Origin of the sequence: Streptomyces sp. NRRL WC-3549, from assembly GCF_000721935.1 — a bacterium.
Lineage (GTDB): Bacteria > Actinomycetota > Actinomycetes > Streptomycetales > Streptomycetaceae > Streptomyces.
In genome coordinates this window covers 637-15,902 of sequence record NZ_KL585407.1, presented here as the reverse complement: position 1 = coordinate 15,902, position 15,266 = coordinate 637, and the positions used below count along the sequence as shown (strand labels likewise).

15 protein-coding genes and 2 pseudogenes are annotated in these 15,266 nt (G+C 73.9%); 11 read left to right on the top strand and 6 right to left on the bottom strand.

Features of this window, described 5'->3' with window-relative positions:
• Positions 1-207 precede the first annotated feature (207 nt).
• The 3 genes from IH13_RS0119120 to IH13_RS0119110 are packed head-to-tail and all read left to right on the top strand — an operon-like array spanning position 208 to position 1,959.
• The gene (locus tag IH13_RS0119120) at positions 208-852 is read left to right on the top strand and encodes a hypothetical protein (RefSeq protein ID WP_031086039.1); all 645 of its coding nucleotides are present in this window, start codon (positions 208-210) and stop codon (positions 850-852) included.
• A 13-nt stretch (positions 853-865) separates the two neighbouring features.
• Positions 866-1,318 carry a phage holin family protein gene (locus IH13_RS0119115; RefSeq protein ID WP_031086038.1) on the top strand — a complete coding sequence of 151 codons (453 nt, stop codon included), beginning with the start codon at positions 866-868 and terminating at the stop codon, positions 1,316-1,318.
• A complete protein-coding gene (locus IH13_RS0119110) occupies positions 1,294-1,959 on the top strand; it encodes a DUF3618 domain-containing protein (protein ID WP_031086037.1) in 666 nt (221 codons plus the stop codon). The genes IH13_RS0119115 and IH13_RS0119110 overlap by 25 nt, the downstream gene beginning before the upstream one ends.
• Before the next feature lie 160 nt (positions 1,960-2,119).
• Here IH13_RS0119110 and IH13_RS0119105 read toward each other — a convergent pair whose 3' ends face one another.
• Complete coding sequence (locus tag IH13_RS0119105) at positions 2,120-2,797, bottom strand: uracil-DNA glycosylase (protein ID WP_031086036.1); 678 nt, start codon at positions 2,795-2,797, stop codon at positions 2,120-2,122.
• A gap of 177 nt (positions 2,798-2,974) precedes the next feature.
• Here IH13_RS0119105 and IH13_RS0119100 point away from each other — a divergent pair, with 177 nt between their 5' ends.
• Both IH13_RS0119100 and IH13_RS0119095 read left to right on the top strand, forming a co-directional pair.
• Entirely contained in the window at positions 2,975-3,946 is a 972-nt protein-coding gene (locus IH13_RS0119100) for an N-acetylglucosamine kinase (protein ID WP_031086035.1), read from the top strand.
• 138 nt (positions 3,947-4,084) lie between these two features.
• A complete protein-coding gene (locus IH13_RS0119095) occupies positions 4,085-5,008 on the top strand; it encodes a sirohydrochlorin chelatase (RefSeq protein WP_082317644.1) in 924 nt (307 codons plus the stop codon).
• Positions 5,009-5,100: 92 nt separating this feature from the next.
• Here IH13_RS0119095 and IH13_RS0119090 read toward each other — a convergent pair whose 3' ends face one another.
• Together IH13_RS0119090 and IH13_RS37860 are read right to left on the bottom strand one after the other, a co-directional pair.
• Positions 5,101-6,168, bottom strand: coding sequence for a lactonase family protein (locus tag IH13_RS0119090; protein ID WP_031086032.1), 1,068 nt, complete (start codon positions 6,166-6,168; stop codon positions 5,101-5,103).
• A 98-nt stretch (positions 6,169-6,266) separates the two neighbouring features.
• Positions 6,267-7,744, bottom strand: a pseudogene (locus tag IH13_RS37860) (FUSC family protein).
• Positions 7,745-8,100: 356 nt separating this feature from the next.
• On the opposite strand from IH13_RS37860, the gene IH13_RS0119080 reads away from it, so the two are divergent.
• The 4 genes and pseudogenes from IH13_RS0119080 to IH13_RS44735 all read left to right on the top strand — a co-directional run bounded on the left by IH13_RS0119080 (position 8,101) and on the right by IH13_RS44735 (position 10,723).
• Positions 8,101-8,610, top strand: coding sequence for an Lrp/AsnC family transcriptional regulator (locus tag IH13_RS0119080; RefSeq protein ID WP_031086029.1), 510 nt, complete (start codon positions 8,101-8,103; stop codon positions 8,608-8,610).
• The gene (locus IH13_RS0119075) at positions 8,607-9,344 is read left to right on the top strand and encodes an HAD family hydrolase (protein WP_031086028.1); all 738 of its coding nucleotides are present in this window, start codon (positions 8,607-8,609) and stop codon (positions 9,342-9,344) included. The genes IH13_RS0119080 and IH13_RS0119075 overlap by 4 nt, the downstream gene beginning before the upstream one ends.
• A 205-nt stretch (positions 9,345-9,549) precedes the next feature.
• Positions 9,550-10,218, top strand: a pseudogene (locus IH13_RS44740) (serine/threonine-protein kinase); the annotation flags it as partial.
• Between the two features lie 298 nt (positions 10,219-10,516).
• Positions 10,517-10,723: a hypothetical protein gene (locus IH13_RS44735; protein ID WP_234433333.1), complete on the top strand. Its 207-nt coding sequence runs from the start codon at positions 10,517-10,519 to the stop codon at positions 10,721-10,723.
• Between the two features lies 1 nt (position 10,724).
• On the opposite strand, the gene IH13_RS0119065 is transcribed toward IH13_RS44735, so the two are convergent.
• Positions 10,725-11,708: an aldo/keto reductase gene (locus IH13_RS0119065; RefSeq protein WP_031086027.1), complete on the bottom strand. Its 984-nt coding sequence runs from the start codon at positions 11,706-11,708 to the stop codon at positions 10,725-10,727.
• Positions 11,709-11,807: 99 nt separating this feature from the next.
• Positions 11,808-12,731 carry a glycoside hydrolase family 16 protein gene (locus IH13_RS0119060; protein ID WP_031086026.1) on the bottom strand — a complete coding sequence of 308 codons (924 nt, stop codon included), beginning with the start codon at positions 12,729-12,731 and terminating at the stop codon, positions 11,808-11,810.
• Positions 12,732-13,001: 270 nt separating this feature from the next.
• On the opposite strand from IH13_RS0119060, the gene IH13_RS0119055 reads away from it, so the two are divergent.
• Together IH13_RS0119055 and IH13_RS0119050 are read left to right on the top strand one after the other, a co-directional pair.
• Positions 13,002-13,562 carry a DNA polymerase ligase N-terminal domain-containing protein gene (locus IH13_RS0119055; RefSeq protein ID WP_031086025.1) on the top strand — a complete coding sequence of 187 codons (561 nt, stop codon included), beginning with the start codon at positions 13,002-13,004 and terminating at the stop codon, positions 13,560-13,562.
• Positions 13,563-13,723: 161 nt separating this feature from the next.
• A complete protein-coding gene (locus IH13_RS0119050; protein WP_031086024.1) occupies positions 13,724-14,593 on the top strand; it encodes an aquaporin in 870 nt (289 codons plus the stop codon).
• Positions 14,594-14,682: 89 nt separating this feature from the next.
• Here the strand turns inward: IH13_RS0119050 and IH13_RS0119045 are convergent.
• Positions 14,683-15,266 (bottom strand): class F sortase (locus tag IH13_RS0119045; protein WP_031086022.1); only part of this gene is annotated, 584 nt, incomplete at its 5' end.

Here is a 15,266-nt window from a genome sequence, read left to right as displayed (position 1 = left end):
GCCACGGATGGCCCGGGGTGTCCACTCGACGGACGGTCCCCGCTGCGGCGGGGAAGCGGGTACGCGGAGCGAAGTGCCCTCACCACCAGACCTGGACGCCCCTTTTGCGCATGTTGTGAGAGTTGTCATGATGGGAAGGGCGCGGTCCGCCGTTCGGCCCCCCTGACCATCCAGCCGGAGACCGGCAGGACCGACCGAGGAGGAACATTGAGTGACTTCGACGGTTCGAACCGCTTGAGCAGCAAGGCATCCGAGGCCGTACCACCCGCTGTACGCGAGAAGGCCGGTGAAGGAGCCGGCCTGGTGGGCGAGAAGGCGGGCGCGGTCGCGGGCACCGCGAGGGACCAGATGTCCGACGTCGCGGGTGAGGCGACGGCCCGTGCCCGTGACGTCGCGGGCGAGTTGCGGGAGAACCTGCAGGAACAGGCCCGGGCGCAGACCGACCGCCTGGCGGAGAACGTCCGGCGGCTGGCCGACGAACTGCAGGACATGAGCGACGGTGACCGGAGCGGCTCTTCGGCCGCGCGTGCGGTACGGCAGGTCGCCGACGGCGGTCACCAGGCGGCTTCCCGCATCCAGAGCCGAGGGCCCGAAGGGCTCGTCGGTGATCTGCAGGACTTCGCCCGGAGGCGCCCCGGGGCGTTCCTGGCGGGAGCCGCGCTCCTGGGCTTCGCCACCGCCCGCATCGGCAAGGGGATCAAGTCCGCGGACGGCGCCACCGGGAACCGCTCGGCGTCCGGCGGCCGGGATCCCTACGGCCCCTCCACGGGCGACGGCGGCAGTCTGCCGCCCTCCGGCGGCCCGGGCCCGGAACCGGTGACCCGCGCCGACCCGTACCTGCGAGAGCCGTAAGGGAGCCAGAGACGTGGCCATCTCATACCCGAAGAACGAGGCCGCCCGGTCGGACACCCCCTCCGCGGGATCCCACCCGGCCCCCTCGTCGGACCCGTCCATCGGGGACCTGGTCGGTGAGATCAGCGAGGACCTGACGCAGTTGGTGCGTGAGGAGATCGAGCTGGCGAAGGCCGAGGTCAAGCAGGAAGCGGCCAAGGCGGGCAAGGCCGGCGGCATGCTCGCCGGCTCCGGTTACACGATGCATCTGGTCGTACTGTTCGGCAGCCTGGCCGCGATGTTCGGCTTCGCGCACCTGGTCGGCCTCGCGTGGGCCGCGCTCATCGTGACCGGGATCTGGCTGATCGTGGGCGCGGTGCTCTTCGTGTCCGGCCGCAACCGCCTCAAGACGGTGCGGGTCAAGCCCGAACGGACCGCCGAGACGCTGAAGGAGGACGCGAAATGGGCTCGCAACCCGACAAGTTGAAGGCCGAAGTGGAAGACACCCGGGCGCACCTGGCGCGTAACGTGGACCAGCTCGCGGACCGGGTGGCCCCCGGCAGGGTGGCACGCCGCAAAGCCGGCGCCGCCCAGCACAGGCTCACCGGAGTGAAGGAGCGGGTCATGGGTGTGGCGAGTGACGCCCGGGCCACGGCAGCGGAGACCGCCCAGGACGCCAGGGGGTCCGCCACCGAGGCCGCGGACCAGACACGGGAGACGGCCAGGCACGCGGTGGACCACGCCGGCGCAGCCGTCCGCGCCGCACCGGGCCGGGCCGCCGAGCAGACGCAGGGCAGCCCACTCGCCGCGGGGATCATGGCCTTCGGCGCCGGCATGCTGGCCGCCGCACTTCTTCCGACGACGAAGGCCGAGGAGGAGGCCGGGGCGCGGCTCCGTGACCACTCCGACGAACTGCTCGGCCCCGTACGGCAGACGGCCCAGGAGATCGGTCAGGACGTGAAGGAGGAGATGCGCGAACCGGCCGCCGAAGCCGTCGGCTCCGTGAAGAGCACGGCGCAGGACGCGGCGCGGACGACCGGGGAACGGGCCCGGAGCGCGGGCCAGGAAGCCGGGAGCGGCCTGCGCGAAGCGGGTAAGGACGCCGCCCGGGACACGCGCGGCCGGTAGGACCCGGGTCCGGCGGTGGACTCCGTCTCCACCGAGCCGGGACCGCGGAGTGAGGGCTCGCCGCCGCAGACGGCCGCGGGCCCTCACCCGTGCGCGCGGGCGCGCCGGCCGGGGAGAGGTACGCCCCGACGCGTCCCCGCACGGCGGGCACGCCCAGGCGCTACGGCAGGGACCAGTCGACCGGCTGGACACCGGCCCGGGTCAGGTAGTCGTTGGTGCGGCTGAAGGGACGGGAACCGAAGAAGCCGCGGTCGGCGGACATCGGGGACGGGTGGGCGGACTCGACGGCCGGCAGGTCGCCGAGCAGGGGCCGCAGATTGCGTGCGTCACGCCCCCAGAGGACGGACACCAGCGGTTTGCCGCGCGCCACCAGCGCCCGGATGGCCTGCTCCGTGACCTCTTCCCAGCCCTTGCCCCGGTGCGCCGCGGGCTTGCGGGGAGCCGTGGTCAGCGCCCTGTTGAGCAGCAGGACCCCCTGGCGGGTCCACGGCGTCAGGTCGCCGTTGGAGGGACGGGGAAGGCCGAGGTCGCTGTTCAGCTCCTGGAAGATGTTCTCCAGGCTGCCCGGCAGCCTCCGCACGTCCGGCGCCACCGCGAAGCTCAGGCCGATGGCCATCCCCGGTGTGGGGTAGGGGTCCTGACCCACGATCAGTACGCGTACGTCGTCGAAGGGCTGCTGGAACGCGCGGAGCACGTTCTGTCCGGCCGGCAGGTAGGTGCGGCCGGCCGCGATCTCCGCGCGCAGGAAGTCGCCCATCGCCGCGATCCGCCCGGCGACGGGGGCCAGCGCCTCGGCCCAGCCGGGCTCGACGAGTTCACTCAACGGTCGTGCTGCCACAGTCCGTCACTCTACCGGCCCACACGCATCCGGCGATCATGAGGGTGCCCCCGAGGCCGGGGCCATGGATAGGGTGCCTGCGTCGTCCCACTCCTCCTTCCTCCGGAGCCGGTTCATGAGGTCGCGCAGCCGTACGTCCGGGCCCCGGGCCCCGCACGCAGCCGTGGAGGCGCGCACGTGACCGCCGGCGGCCCGGACGCGTTCGTCCTCGGCGTGGACTCCGGCGGTTCCGGTCTGCGGGTGGCGCTCGGCTCCGCCGACCCGGGCGGCCAGGTCTTCACGGCCGCCTGCGCCGAACCCGTACGGACGGGCCCCTCCGGCATCGACCCGGCGCACCTGCTGGCCCAGGTGCTGCCGGTGGCACGGGAGTTGCTGGCCCGGGCCACGCTCGGCGACGGGTTGCGCACCCAACTGCCCACCGCGCTCGCCGACGCGCTGGGCGTGCGCCGGGTGGCGCTGGCCGCCGACGCGGTGACCGCGTACGCGGGCGCGCTCGGACAGCGTCCGGGGGCGGTGGTCGCGGGCGGCACGGGCATGATCGCGCTCGGCACCGACCTCGCGACGTGGCGCCGGGCGGACGGCTGGGGCCACCTGCTGGGCGACAGCGGCGGAGGCGCCTGGATCGGCCGGGCCGGGCTCGACGCGGCGATGCGCGCCCACGACGGGCGGCGGGGCGGTTCGGCGGCCCTGCTGGCGCGGCTGGAGGCGGTCTTCGGCCCCGCGGCCGGACTCCCGGGCCTGCTCTACCCGCGTACGAACCGTCCCGCCGTCCTCGCCTCGTTCGCCCCGGAGGTGGCGGCCTGTGCCGCCGGGGACGGGGTCGCGGCGGGCATCCTGCGGGCGGCCGCCGCACACATCGCGGAGGCCGCCGCCGCGGCCTGCCCCCCGCCGCACACCGGCCCCGCCGGAAGCCGGGAACACGACGGGGAGCCCTGCGAAGTGGCCCTGACCGGCGGACTCTTCAAGATGGGCGACCCGCTTCTCGGGCCGCTGCACGCCGAACTGGCCCGGCAGGTACCGCAGGCACGCGTCGTGCGGGGCGCGGGCGATCCGCTGGCGGGCTCACTGGAGATCGGCCGGGCCCTGGCCCGTGGGGAGTTGCGGCTGCCGCCCCATCCGACGCTGCTGTTCCTGCCCGTGCCGGCCTGAGGAGTACGGGCAGACGCCGGCCCGGACGGGACCCGGCTGGCACCGGGTGAGCGACCCGGCAGACATAAGCGGACAGATGACGCCCGACCACCCCCTCCCCGAACAGAGGGGGACCCGAAACCAGTAGCATGCGGCGCCATGAGCACCCCCACTGGGCCCGCTTCCGGCCTGCCAGTACGAATGCCGCGACCTCGCCAGTCCGGACGGCACCGCCGCCCGGAGCCCGTGGTCGCACCCGAGGGCGCCGCGGCGCTCGTCCTCGCCGTTCCCGGTGTCCCCTCCTCGGCCACGCGCAGCCTGGCCGAGGAAGTGATCAGCATCGCCCGTTCCGAGCTGCCCGGCCTCAACGCGCGGATCGGCTACCTCGACGGTGACGACGCGGAGTTCCCCGCGCTCGCCTCCGTCCTCACCCAGGCCGCCCAGGAGCGCACCGCGCGCTACGAGCAGGCCACCGCGGCCGGCCTCGAAGCGGCCGCGCCCGAGGGCCCCTCGGCCGTCGTGGTGCCGCTGCTGGCGGGGCCGGACAGCGCCCACGTCCGGCGCATACGGCAGGCCGTGATGGACAGCGGTACGCAGGTCGAGCTGACCGACGTGCTCGGTCCGCACCCGCTGCTCGCCGAGGCCCTGCACGTACGCCTCTCGGAGGCCGGGCTGGCGCGCGCCGACCGCGCCAGGCTGTTCACCGTGGCCACGGCGGCCGACGGCATCGTGCTGGCCACGGTGGGCGGCGAGGAGGCCGTCCAGGCCGCGGGGATCACCGGCATGTTGCTGGCGGCCCGTCTCGCGGTGCCCGTGATGGCCGCCGCCCTCGACGTGGACGGTTCGGTCGCCTCGATCGCCGAGCAACTGCGGGACGCCGGTTCCGCCCAGCTCGCGCTCGCTCCGTACCTGGTGGGGCCGGAGATCGACGCGAGCCTGCTGGAGGACGCGGCCAAGGAGGTGGGCTGCGCCACCGCCGAGCCCCTCGGCGCGTACCCCGCCATCGGCAAGCTGGCCCTCTCCCTCTACGCGACGGCGCTCGGGATCACCCCGGCGACCCCGCAGGGCGCCCCGGCGCTCTGACCCACGCCGCGACGGGCGGCACGGTCCGGTTCGGCCGGACCGTGCCGCCCGTGCGCGTACGGGCCCGCCGGGGGCGCACGTACGCGGGCGGGTCAGCCGAAGACCACGCAGGAAGCGGCCGGGGCCTCGATCGAGCCCGCGTGGGCCGGGACGCCCGTCCCGGCGTCCACGGCGAACCAGCTGACGTCACCGGAGCGCTCGTTGGCGACGTAGAGCCACTGCCCGGACGGGTCGAGGGTGAGGTCGCGGGGCCAGTGCCCGCCGCAGCCCACGGCCGCCGCCAGGGCGGGCTTCTCGCCGCTCTCGTCGAGGGTGAGCACGGAGATGCTGTCGTGCCCCCGGTTGGCGGTCCACAGGAACCGCCCGTCCCGGGCGACCACGACCTCCGACGGGTAACTGCGGGCGTCCTCCGTCCCGGCGTCCTCGGGCAGCACGGGCGTCTCACCGACCGGGTCGAGCGCCCCGGCGGCGGCGTCCCAGCGGCAGACGGTGACCGTGGGCTCCAGCTCGTTCAGGACGTAGAGGTGTCGCCCGGACGGGTGAAAGGCCAGATGCCGGGGTCCGGTGCCCGGCCGCAGCGCGGTCTCCGTGTGCAGCCGCAGCGCACCGGTCGCGGGGTCGATCGCGCAGACGCGTACGGAGTCCGTTCCCAGGTCGACGCTGAGCACCCAGGCGCCCGAGGGGTCCGGCAGCACCTGGTGGGCGTGCGGGGCCTCCTGGCGTTCGGGGTCCGGGCCGCCGCCCTCGTGCCGGAACACGTCGAGGACGGGTCCGGGTGAACCGTCGCCGCCCACGGCCAGCACGGTGACGCTGCCGGAGCCGTAGTTGGCGGTGAGGAGGTGTTCCCCCGCGAGGGCCAGGTGGGTGGGGCCGCTCCCGTCGGCCGGCCGCGCCGGTCCCGCCGGCCGGGGGGCTCCGTCGCCGTCGGTGGCGAAGGCCGCGACGGCCCCCTCGGAGGTCTCACTGACCGCGTACAGCACCTGGGCCCCGGTGGCGGGGGCCCGTCCGACGGCCAGGAAAGAGGGGTCGGGGACGGCGTCCGTGGACCCGAGCACGGTCAGCGCCCCGGTGTCCCGGTCGACGGCCGCGGCGGTGACGCCGTACCCGCCGGCCGAGGTGAACGACCCTATGTATGCCCGTCCGGCGCTGTTGCCGTCCATCGCGCTGCCCCTCTTCGCGTCCGTCACGATCTTCCCTGCCGACGGTAGCAGGCACCGCTTTTTGGTCCAGACCAATCGGGCGGGAGGGGCGCGGAGCCTCAGGCGCCGATCAGGGGCGCGCGCGGCGGGCTGTGCAGAGGTGCGGCGAGTTCGGCGAGCGCCCGTTCCAGGCCGTGCAGATGGGCGAGCGCGGGCCCGGGGGCGTCGGCTGTCGGGGCGGCGGCCGCGACGTCCGCCCGGCGCGCCTCGCGGCGGGGAGCGGTGAGCGCCTCGACGGAGGCCTCGACCCGTCGGCACGCGGCGGCCAGCCGGTCGTCGTGGGACGCCTGGGGGTCTGCCGCGACGGCGGCCAGCCCGCGTACCTCACGGGCGCACGCGTCGAGCAGGGCGAGGACCTGCCGGGCGCGCGCCCTGCGGGCCCGGGACGGGCTCAGCGGGTGCACGAGGGGGGCGAGCGACAGCCGTACGCGCCCCAGCAGCACCTCCAGCTCCGCGACCCGGGGGGCCGGGTCGGCCGTCGGCAGGCGTGCACACAGCGCAGGGCGCGCTGGATCCAGCCGTCGGTCGTCGCGTGGGTGGTGACGGGCAGGACGACCAGCACCGCCAGCATCGCCCCGAGCGCCCCGACGCCCGTCTCCACGAGCCGCAGGACGAGCAGACCGGTGTCCAGCACTCCGAGCACCCCGTACAGGGAGCCCGCCAGGACGGTGACCGAGAGCATCATCCACGTGTACGAGACCGGGGCCGTGTAGAAGATGCCGAACGTGCAGACCGCGACGACCGCGGCGGTGGGAACGGCCGCTCCTTCCAGCGGCACGACCACGGCCACGCCCACCCCGAGGCCGATCAGGGTGCCCAGCACCCGGCGGAAGCTCCTCACCAGCGTGTCGCCGCGGGAGGTGGTGTTGACGAAGACCCACCAGGTGGCGCCGACGGCCCAGTACCAGCGCTGGTCGGAGACCAGCTGGCCCGCCAGGAGCGCGAACGCGCCGCCGGCGGTCGCCTGGACGGCCTGCCGGGTCGTCACCCTCGCCAGGCCCGTCCCTCCGGTCGGCGGCTGGACGGCGGGCGCGGGCGCCGTGCCCCGTTCGAAGCACCAGAGACCGAAACGGACCGCCGAGGAGGCGGCCAGCGCGAGCGCGATCGCCGCGAACAGCTCGGGCAGCTGCTCCGTCGTCGTGTGGAGGAACTGGGCGATGAAGAACGTCATGAACGCGAACACGCCGAGGGAGTGGCCGCGCGGCCCCCACCGGCGGGCGTAGACCCCGAGGCCGACGACCGCCAGCAGGGCGGCGCCCCGGGCCGCCGGGTGGTCGTGGAGCCCCGCGGCGAGGGCCAGCACGGGGAAGCCGGCCACGGGCAGGGCGGCCGTCGTGACCGCCTGGTCCCGGACGGTGGCGTCGGTGACGGTGAACAGGGCGAGCAGGGCCGCGAGCCCGCCCGTGACGGCGGCGGCGAGCGTGTGGCCCGCCAGAGCGCACAGGACGACCGCCGACCCGATGCCGAGGACGGCCCTGGTCGCGTTGCGCAGCCGCAGCCGCCCCGGATCCGGAGCCACGAACGCCGTCCTGACCACAGCCACCTGCCTTTTCGCACGAGAAAGGCGCCGCGGAGATCCGCAGCGCCATTGGATTTCCATCACACCACCCGCGCGGCTAATGGTTCAACTCGGCCGCGTGGCGCTGTACCAATGGCCCAGCTCATCGGTGTGGACGGGTGCCATGGAGCAGCCATCGGCCATCACCGCGCCCCCGCGCCGGGCGGCCGGGGTCCGACGAGGAGGTCCCGGCGAGGTGCCGCAGCCGTCGCCGCACACCCGCCGGGAACGGCGGCACGGCCCTCCGGCGGTCTGATCCGCCCTCCCGCGCACCGGGCCGTAAGCTGTCCCGGAAGCGGGCCGTGGGTCCCGGTCGGCGGGAGGCAGTCGGAGACATGGCGGTGGACGTCCTCGACACCCGCATCCTGCGGCTGCTCATCGAGCAGCCGCGCACCAGCGTCCGGGAGTACGCGCGCATCCTCGGCGTGGCCCGCGGCACCCTCCAGGCCAGGCTGGACCGGCTGGAGCGGGACGGTGTGATCACCGGCACCGGGCCCTCGCTCTCCCCCGCGGCGCTCGGCCACCCGGTGCTGGCCTTCGTCCACCTGGAAGTCACCCAGGGCCACCTCGACGAGGTCGGGGAAGCCCTCGCGGCCGTCCCGCAGATCATCGAGGTGTTCTCCACCACAGGAGGCGGCGACCTCCTGACCCGGGTCGTCGCGCGTGACAACGGCCATCTGGAAGACGTGATCCAGCGGCTGATCCAGCTCCCGGGCGTGGTCAGGACCCGTACCGAGGTGGCGCTCCGCGAGCGGGTGCCCCACCGGGTCCTGCCGCTGGTCGAGGCCGTGGGCCGGACCGCCGAGAGTTCCGGCCGGCCGGCCCCTGGCATGCTGGCCCCATGAGTTCCGCGCACACCCCGGCCCCCTCGGTCCTCTTCGACCTCGACGGCACCCTCGTCGACAGCGAACCGAACTACTACGAGGCGGGGCGCCGCCTCCTCGCCCGGTACGGCGTCCAGGACTTCGGCTGGGAGGACCACGCCCGCTTCATCGGGGTCGGCACCCGCGAGACCCTCACCGCCCTGCGCGCGGAGTACGGCATCGAGGCGCCGGTCGACGAACTGCTGGCCGGCAAGAACGCCCTGTACCTGGAGCTCGCCGGCCGGTCGACCGAGGCCTTCCCCCGGATGCGGGTCCTGGTGGAGCGGCTGCACGCGCGCGGGGTGGCGATGGCGGTGGCCTCGGGCTCCTCCCGGGCGGTGATCGCGGCCACGCTCGCGGTGACCGGGCTGGACGCACATCTGCCGCTGTACGTGTCGGCGGAGGAGGTGGCGCACGGCAAGCCGGCGCCCGACGTCTTCCTGGAGGCGGCCCGGCGGCTGGGAGCCGAACCGGCCTCCTGCGTGGTGCTGGAGGACGCCGTGCCGGGCGTCGAGGCCGCCAGGGCCGCGGGCATGCGCTGTGTGGCGGTCCCGTACGCCGAGGCGAGCGCGGACGACCCCGCGTTCCGCTCCGCGGATCTCCTCTTCCCGGGCGGACAGCGGGAGTTCGAGGCGGACGCGGTGCTCGAACGGCTCACGGGCGAATGGAACCGGCCACTCGGCCGGGTGGCCGGGGCCCCGCACCGGCCGACCTGAGCCGGATGGGGCCGCCCGGGCGAACACAGGTCCACGGGACCGATAAGCTGATCATGTCGCGCACCCCCACGCACCGTACCGAGCCGCTGAGCCCGATGAGGTCGCCGCCGCGGCAGTCGGAGAGCAGGCCACAGTTCGAGATTGGTGTGCACAGGTGCTGGTAGCTGGTCGGTACCGTTTGATATCCCCCATCGGCCGTGGCGGCATGGGTGAGGTGTGGCGCGCGACGGACGAGGTACTGGGACGGGCCGTGGCGGTGAAGCTGCTGCTCGGCGACCAGGCCGACGCCTCCGCGACCGCCAGGTTCCGTCTGGAGGCGCAGACGGCCGCACGTCTGAGCCACCCTCACCTGGTCGCGGTGTTCGACTTCGGGGCGTGGGAGGACCGCTTCTACCTGGTCATGGAGCTGGTCGAGGGCCAGAGCCTGGGCGACCTGCTGGAGTCCCAGGAGATGGTCGACCCCGAGCAGGTCGCCCACATCGCCGGCCAGGCCGCCGCCGGGCTGGCCGCCGCGCACCGCCAGGGCATCGTGCACCGCGACATCAAGCCGGGCAACCTGATGCTGGACGCCGAAGGCACGGTGAAGATCGGTGACTTCGGCATCGCCCAGTTCGTCGACGACCCCTCGACGGCGCTGACCACGGCCGGCCACATCGTCGGCACCAGCCTGTACCTGGCCCCGGAGCGGGCGCTGGGGCGCACGGCCGACTCGGCCTCGGACATGTACTCCCTCGGCTGTGTCATCTACCAGTTGCTCGTCGGGCAGCCGCCGTTCCGGTCGGACACGGCGACGGCGACGCTCTACCAGCACGTGGACACACCGCCGGTCCCGGTGCGCCGGCGCGGGGTCGACATCTCCCCCGCCTTCGACTCGTACCTCCTGGGTCTGCTGGCGAAGAAGCCCGAGGAACGGCCGACCGCCCAGCAGGTCTCCGACTGGTTCCGCACGGACGCCTGGCGGGGCCGCCCCGAGCCGCTGCCCCAGCACCGGCCGGCGCCGGTGCCGTCCGCCCCCCGGCCGGCCCCCCCGGCGCCCTCGGCGTCCCCGGTGAACCCGGCCACGGGTGGCGTGTCGACGTACCGGCCGGCGGGCGGCGCCGGCCCCCCGGGCCGCGAGGTCGGCTCCCACCCGAAGACTCAGCACGAGCGAGGCCATCCGGCGCCGCCCGCGTGTGGCGAGCGCCGTCGCCGGGACGATCGCCTTCATCGCGGCGGTGTACCTCGGAACGGTGCTGTTCTCGCCGGACACCCCCGACACCCCCGAGCAGGGAACCACCCCCACCGCGGGGGTCGAGGCACCGGCCGCCGGTTCCGCCGGGGACGAGCCCCGGCAGAACGCTCAGCAGGACGACGACGAGGACGAGGACGACGACGAGTAGGTCACCAGCGGTCGTGCACCTGTGCGCGGATGCTCCGGTCGTACAGGTCGCGCACCGCGTCCAGGGTGCTCTGCGGGAGCTCCGGCAGTGAGGCGGCCGCGGCGTTGGCGCGTGCCTGCTCCACCGACCGCGCCCCCGGGATGACGCTGGTGACACCGGGTTGCTGGACGACCCAGCGCAAGGCGGTCTGCGCGGGGGTGGCGCCCTCGGGGGCGAGCCCCGCGAACTCGGCCGCCGCGGCCACACCGGTCGCGTAGTCGACGCCGGAGAACGTCTCGCCCTGGTCGAACGCCTCGCCGTGGCGGTTGTAGGTCCGGTGGTCCTCGGGCGCGAAGACGGTGTCAGCGGTGTACTTCCCCGACAGCAGGCCGGAGGCCAGGGGAACCCGTGCGATGATGCCGACCCCCGCCTCGACGGCCGCGGGGAGCACCTCGTCCAGCGGCTTGAGACGGAACGGGTTGAGGATGATCTGGACGCTCGCGACACCGGGCCGGGCGATGGCGGTGAGCGCCTCGGCGCACGTCTCGACGCTCACCGCGTAGGCGGCGACGCGCTGTTCGGCCACGAGCGTGTCCAGCGCGTCGTAGACCTCGTCGGACGCGTAGACGGCCGTCGGCGGGCAGTGCAGCTGGACCAGGTCGAGCGTGTCGACGCCGAGGTTGGCGCGTGAGCGGTCGTTCCAGGTACGGAAGTTGTCGAGTACGTAGTTCTGCGGGATCTGGTCGGCACGCCGGCCCATCTTCGTCGCGACGAAGACGTCCGCGTCCGGCCGGTCCTTGAGGTAGCGGCCGATGAGTTGTTCGCTGCGGCCGTCGCCGTACACGTCCGCGGTGTCGAAGAAGGTGACGCCTGATTCGACCGCGGCGTCCAGAACACCGAAGGCGTCGGCCTCCCGCACCTCGCCCCAGTCGCCGCCCAGTTGCCACGTGCCCTGTCCCACGACCGATACGTCACGGCCGGTCCTGCCGAGTGTGCGCTGCTCCATGCGGGTCACTCTACGTCGGCGCGGCCTCGGCGGAAGTACCCCGGTGCCCGGCCCGGAAGTCGTTCCCGGGGGCCGGACGCCGGGGCCGTGACGGCGGTGTCAGCCGTCGGTGGTGACGCGGACGTAGTCCACGACGAGCTCCTGGGGGAAGGCGGTGCCGCCGTCCGGGTCGCCGGGCCAGTAGCCGCCGACGGCGAGGTTGAGGATCAGGAAGAACGGCTTGTCGAACACCCAGGGGCTGCCGTTGAGGTCGGCCGGGGTGCGCTGCTGGTAGACGGTGCCGTCGACGGACCACGTGACCGAGTCGGGGGCCCAGTCGACCGCGAACGTGTGGAAGTCGTCGGCGAACGCCGCCCCGCCCGGGAGCGTGTAGCCGGCACCGATGCCGCCGGATCCCGAGTAGCCGGGGCCGTGCAGGGTGCCGTGGACGGTGTCCGGCTCGAAACCGACGTTCTCCATGACGTCGATCTCCCCGCTGTTGGGCCACCCGACGTCACCTATGTCGGCCCCGAGCATCCAGAAGGCGGGCCACATGCCCTGCCCGCGCGGCACCTTCATGCGGGCCTCGACGTGCCCGTAGGTCTGGGTGAACCGGCCGGCGGTGTTCAGGCGTGACGAGGTGTACTCGCAGGTTCCGTACCAGCACTGGTAGTTGCCGGGGTTCTCCTTGCGGGCCGTGATGACGAGGTGTCCCTGGCCGTCGAGGGCGGCGTTGTCGTTGCCCTGCGTGTAGTACTGCCGCTCGTGGTTGTCGACGTTGTCACCCGTCTCGATCTGCCACTTGCCGCCGTCCACCGCGGAGCCCGCGGGTCCGTCGAACTCGTCGGCGAACACGACGGCGGCGGACGCCGCCGCGTCACGGGCGGGAAGGGGGCCGGCGGCGCCGGAGGCGGGTGCCGCGGAGGCTCCGGCCGGCAGTGCGGTCAGGAGGGCCGAACAGCACAGCAGGGACAGCGCGTACAGCGTGGCACGGCGCGGCTTCGCCGCCGGCCTGCCGTCGTGGGGGGAGGTGGGCACGGTCATCACTTCTCTTCCGGAGGCGGACGGAGCACGAGTGGGGTCATGCTCATGACACACCCGCGCCGAGAAGTGAACACGGACACACCTGCCCCGGCGCGAATGCTTCAACACTTGATTTAAGGGGGGCGCGGCGAAAGCCGTCAAGGGTGCGGTACGGACGGGACGGCACCGGAGGCGGACGGGGCGGCGCGGCGGCACAGTGGGGGACGGGGACGCGACGGCGCCGGGGCGGGCGTCGCGGCCACGCTTCCCGCGGGGCGGAAGGAGCAGCACGTGAGCAGTGACGGCGCACAGCGTTTCGTGGTGCAGATCCACGACGCCCGGCGGATGCACTTCGACTTCCGGCTGGAGGTGGACGGCGTGCTCAGATCCTGGGCCGTCCCGCGCGGCCCGTCGGACAATCCACGCGACAAACGGCTGGCCGTGCCGACGGACGACCACCCGCTGGAGTACCGGACCTTCGAAGGGGTCATCCCGGCGGACGAGCAGGGCAGCGGCACGGTCATCGTCTGGGACCAGGGGACCTACCGGCCGCTCGGCCACGCGCCGGACGGCTCGCCCCTGCCGTTCGACGAGTCCCTGGAGCGCGGGCACGCGACGTTCTGGCTGGACGGGACGAAGCTGCACGGCGAATTCGCCCTCACCCGCTTCCGGGTGGGCGACGAGGAGGACAACCCGGGGCCGGAGGCCTGGCTGCTGATCAAGGCCAACGACCGCGAGGCCGTCCACGACCGGCCGGGCACGCCCGACCCCCGCCACGCACGCTCGGCCCGCACCGGACGCACCCTGCACCAGGTGGCCCTCGCGGAGGAAGACGGCGACAGCACCGGCTGACCACCGCACTCCCCCATGTACTCGGGGCCTCCCATGGCCCTGCGCGACACCGGAGGGCCCTGCCCTTACGGTGGAAAAAACCTGATAAGCGCACAAAGGGTGAAAGGAGTAGTTCCCGGCCCTGCTGCGCCCGGCTCTCGATCACCCACGAAGAGGTTTTCATGAGCACAACCACGACGGCTCCACAGGACGCCTCCTCCCCGTCCGCCACGAGACGGCGGGCCCTGGAGGTCGACCCGCGCGCACTCGTCGCCGAGTTCTTCGGCACCCTCCTGCTGGTCTTCTTCGCGGTCGGGGTGGCGGTCTTCGCCGAGCCCTTCGTGGGGGTCCTCGGCATCGCGCTCGCCTTCGGCTTCGTCCTGCTGGCCCTCGTCTACGCGATCGGCCCGATCTCCGGCTGCCACGTCAACCCGGCGGTGACCCTGGGCATGGTGCTGGGCCGGCGCATCACGCCCGTCACGGGCCTCTGCTACTGGGTGGCCCAGCTCGCGGGCGGTCTCGCCGGGGCCGGGCTGCTGGCCTGGCTGGCCGACAGCGTCCCGGTCTTCCAGGTGGCCGGGCGGGGCTCCTTCGGCAGCGACGGGTACGGAGCCAACTCCCTCGTGCGCATCTCGGCGGGGGGCGCCTTCCTCGCGGAGACGATCCTCACCGCCCTGCTCGTCTTCGTGGTGCTCTGCACGACGCACGGCAAGGGCGCCAAGGGACCGGCCGGTATCGCGATCGGCCTGAGCCTCGCCGTCATCCACCTGCTGGGCATTCCGCTCACGGGCACCTCGGTGAACCCGGCGCGGGCCCTCGGCCCGGCCGTCTTCGCCGAGAACAACGCGATGAGCCAGGTGTGGCTGTTCCTGGTCGCCCCGCTGGTGGGCGCGGTCATCGCGGTCGTCGTGCACTTCCTGACGCACGGCCTGCCGGGCACGGACCACGCGGCGGCCGACCGGCCGCCGGTCCCCGCCTCGGAGTCCCCGGGCGGCACACCGGACGCGGCGCACCGCCCGGGACCGCCGCACCGCGACGACAACCTGGAGTGAGCGCCGGGCCACAGGCGAAGGGCCGCCCGCACGCGGGCGGCCCTTCGTCGTGCGCGCCCGGGCGGCTGCGTTCCCGGGCCGGGCGCGGCTCAGCCCTTCTTGGCCTTCCCGGCGGAGTCCAAGTGGGCGAAGACGACCACGTTGTCCTTGTAGTCCTTCGCCTTCTTGTCGTACACACCGCCGCAGGTGATCAGCCGCAACTGGGCGGTGCCGTTGTCCGAGTAGACACGGTCGCTGGGGAAGTCTGCCTTGCTGAAGGTCTCGACGGCGTCGACCTTGAAAGTGGCGACGACGCCGTCCTTGCGGGTGATGTCGACCGTGTTCCCCGTCTTGAGGGTGCTCAGGAGCAGGAAGACCGCGGGTCCCGTCTTGGTGTCGACGTGTCCGGCGACCACCGAGGTGCCGCGCTCGCCCGGGGTCGCCCCGTCCTTGAACCAGCCGACCAGGTTCGCGTCGTTGGCCGGCGGCGCGTCGAGCTGGCCCGAGGAACCGATGGAGAGGGGTGTGAAGGGCGCGTCGACGGCGATCGACCGGATCGAGATGCGCGAGGGCTCCGACCCGGGCAGTCCCGGGTTGGCGGCGGCCGCGGACGGTGACGGCGCGACCTTCGACGAGGCGGACGACGACGCGCCGGTTTCGGGGGCGGAGACGGCGGTCACCGGCGGAGGGACTC

Bases quoted from the DNA above. Each gene is read 5' to 3' on its own strand.
- IH13_RS0119065 (WP_031086027.1), bottom strand. From the start codon at position 11,708: ATGGAGCAGCGCACACTCGGCAGGACCGGCCGTGACGTATCGGTCGTG.
- IH13_RS0119095 (WP_082317644.1), top strand. From the start codon at position 4,085: ATGAGCACCCCCACTGGGCCCGCTTCCGGCCTGCCAGTACGAATGCCG.
- IH13_RS0119050 (WP_031086024.1), top strand. From the start codon at position 13,724: ATGAGCACAACCACGACGGCTCCACAGGACGCCTCCTCCCCGTCCGCC.
- IH13_RS0119080 (WP_031086029.1), top strand. From the start codon at position 8,101: ATGGCGGTGGACGTCCTCGACACCCGCATCCTGCGGCTGCTCATCGAG.
- IH13_RS0119060 (WP_031086026.1), bottom strand. From the start codon at position 12,731: ATGACCGTGCCCACCTCCCCCCACGACGGCAGGCCGGCGGCGAAGCCG.
- IH13_RS0119110 (WP_031086037.1), top strand. From the start codon at position 1,294: ATGGGCTCGCAACCCGACAAGTTGAAGGCCGAAGTGGAAGACACCCGG.
- IH13_RS0119090 (WP_031086032.1), bottom strand. From the start codon at position 6,168: ATGGACGGCAACAGCGCCGGACGGGCATACATAGGGTCGTTCACCTCG.
- IH13_RS0119075 (WP_031086028.1), top strand. From the start codon at position 8,607: ATGAGTTCCGCGCACACCCCGGCCCCCTCGGTCCTCTTCGACCTCGAC.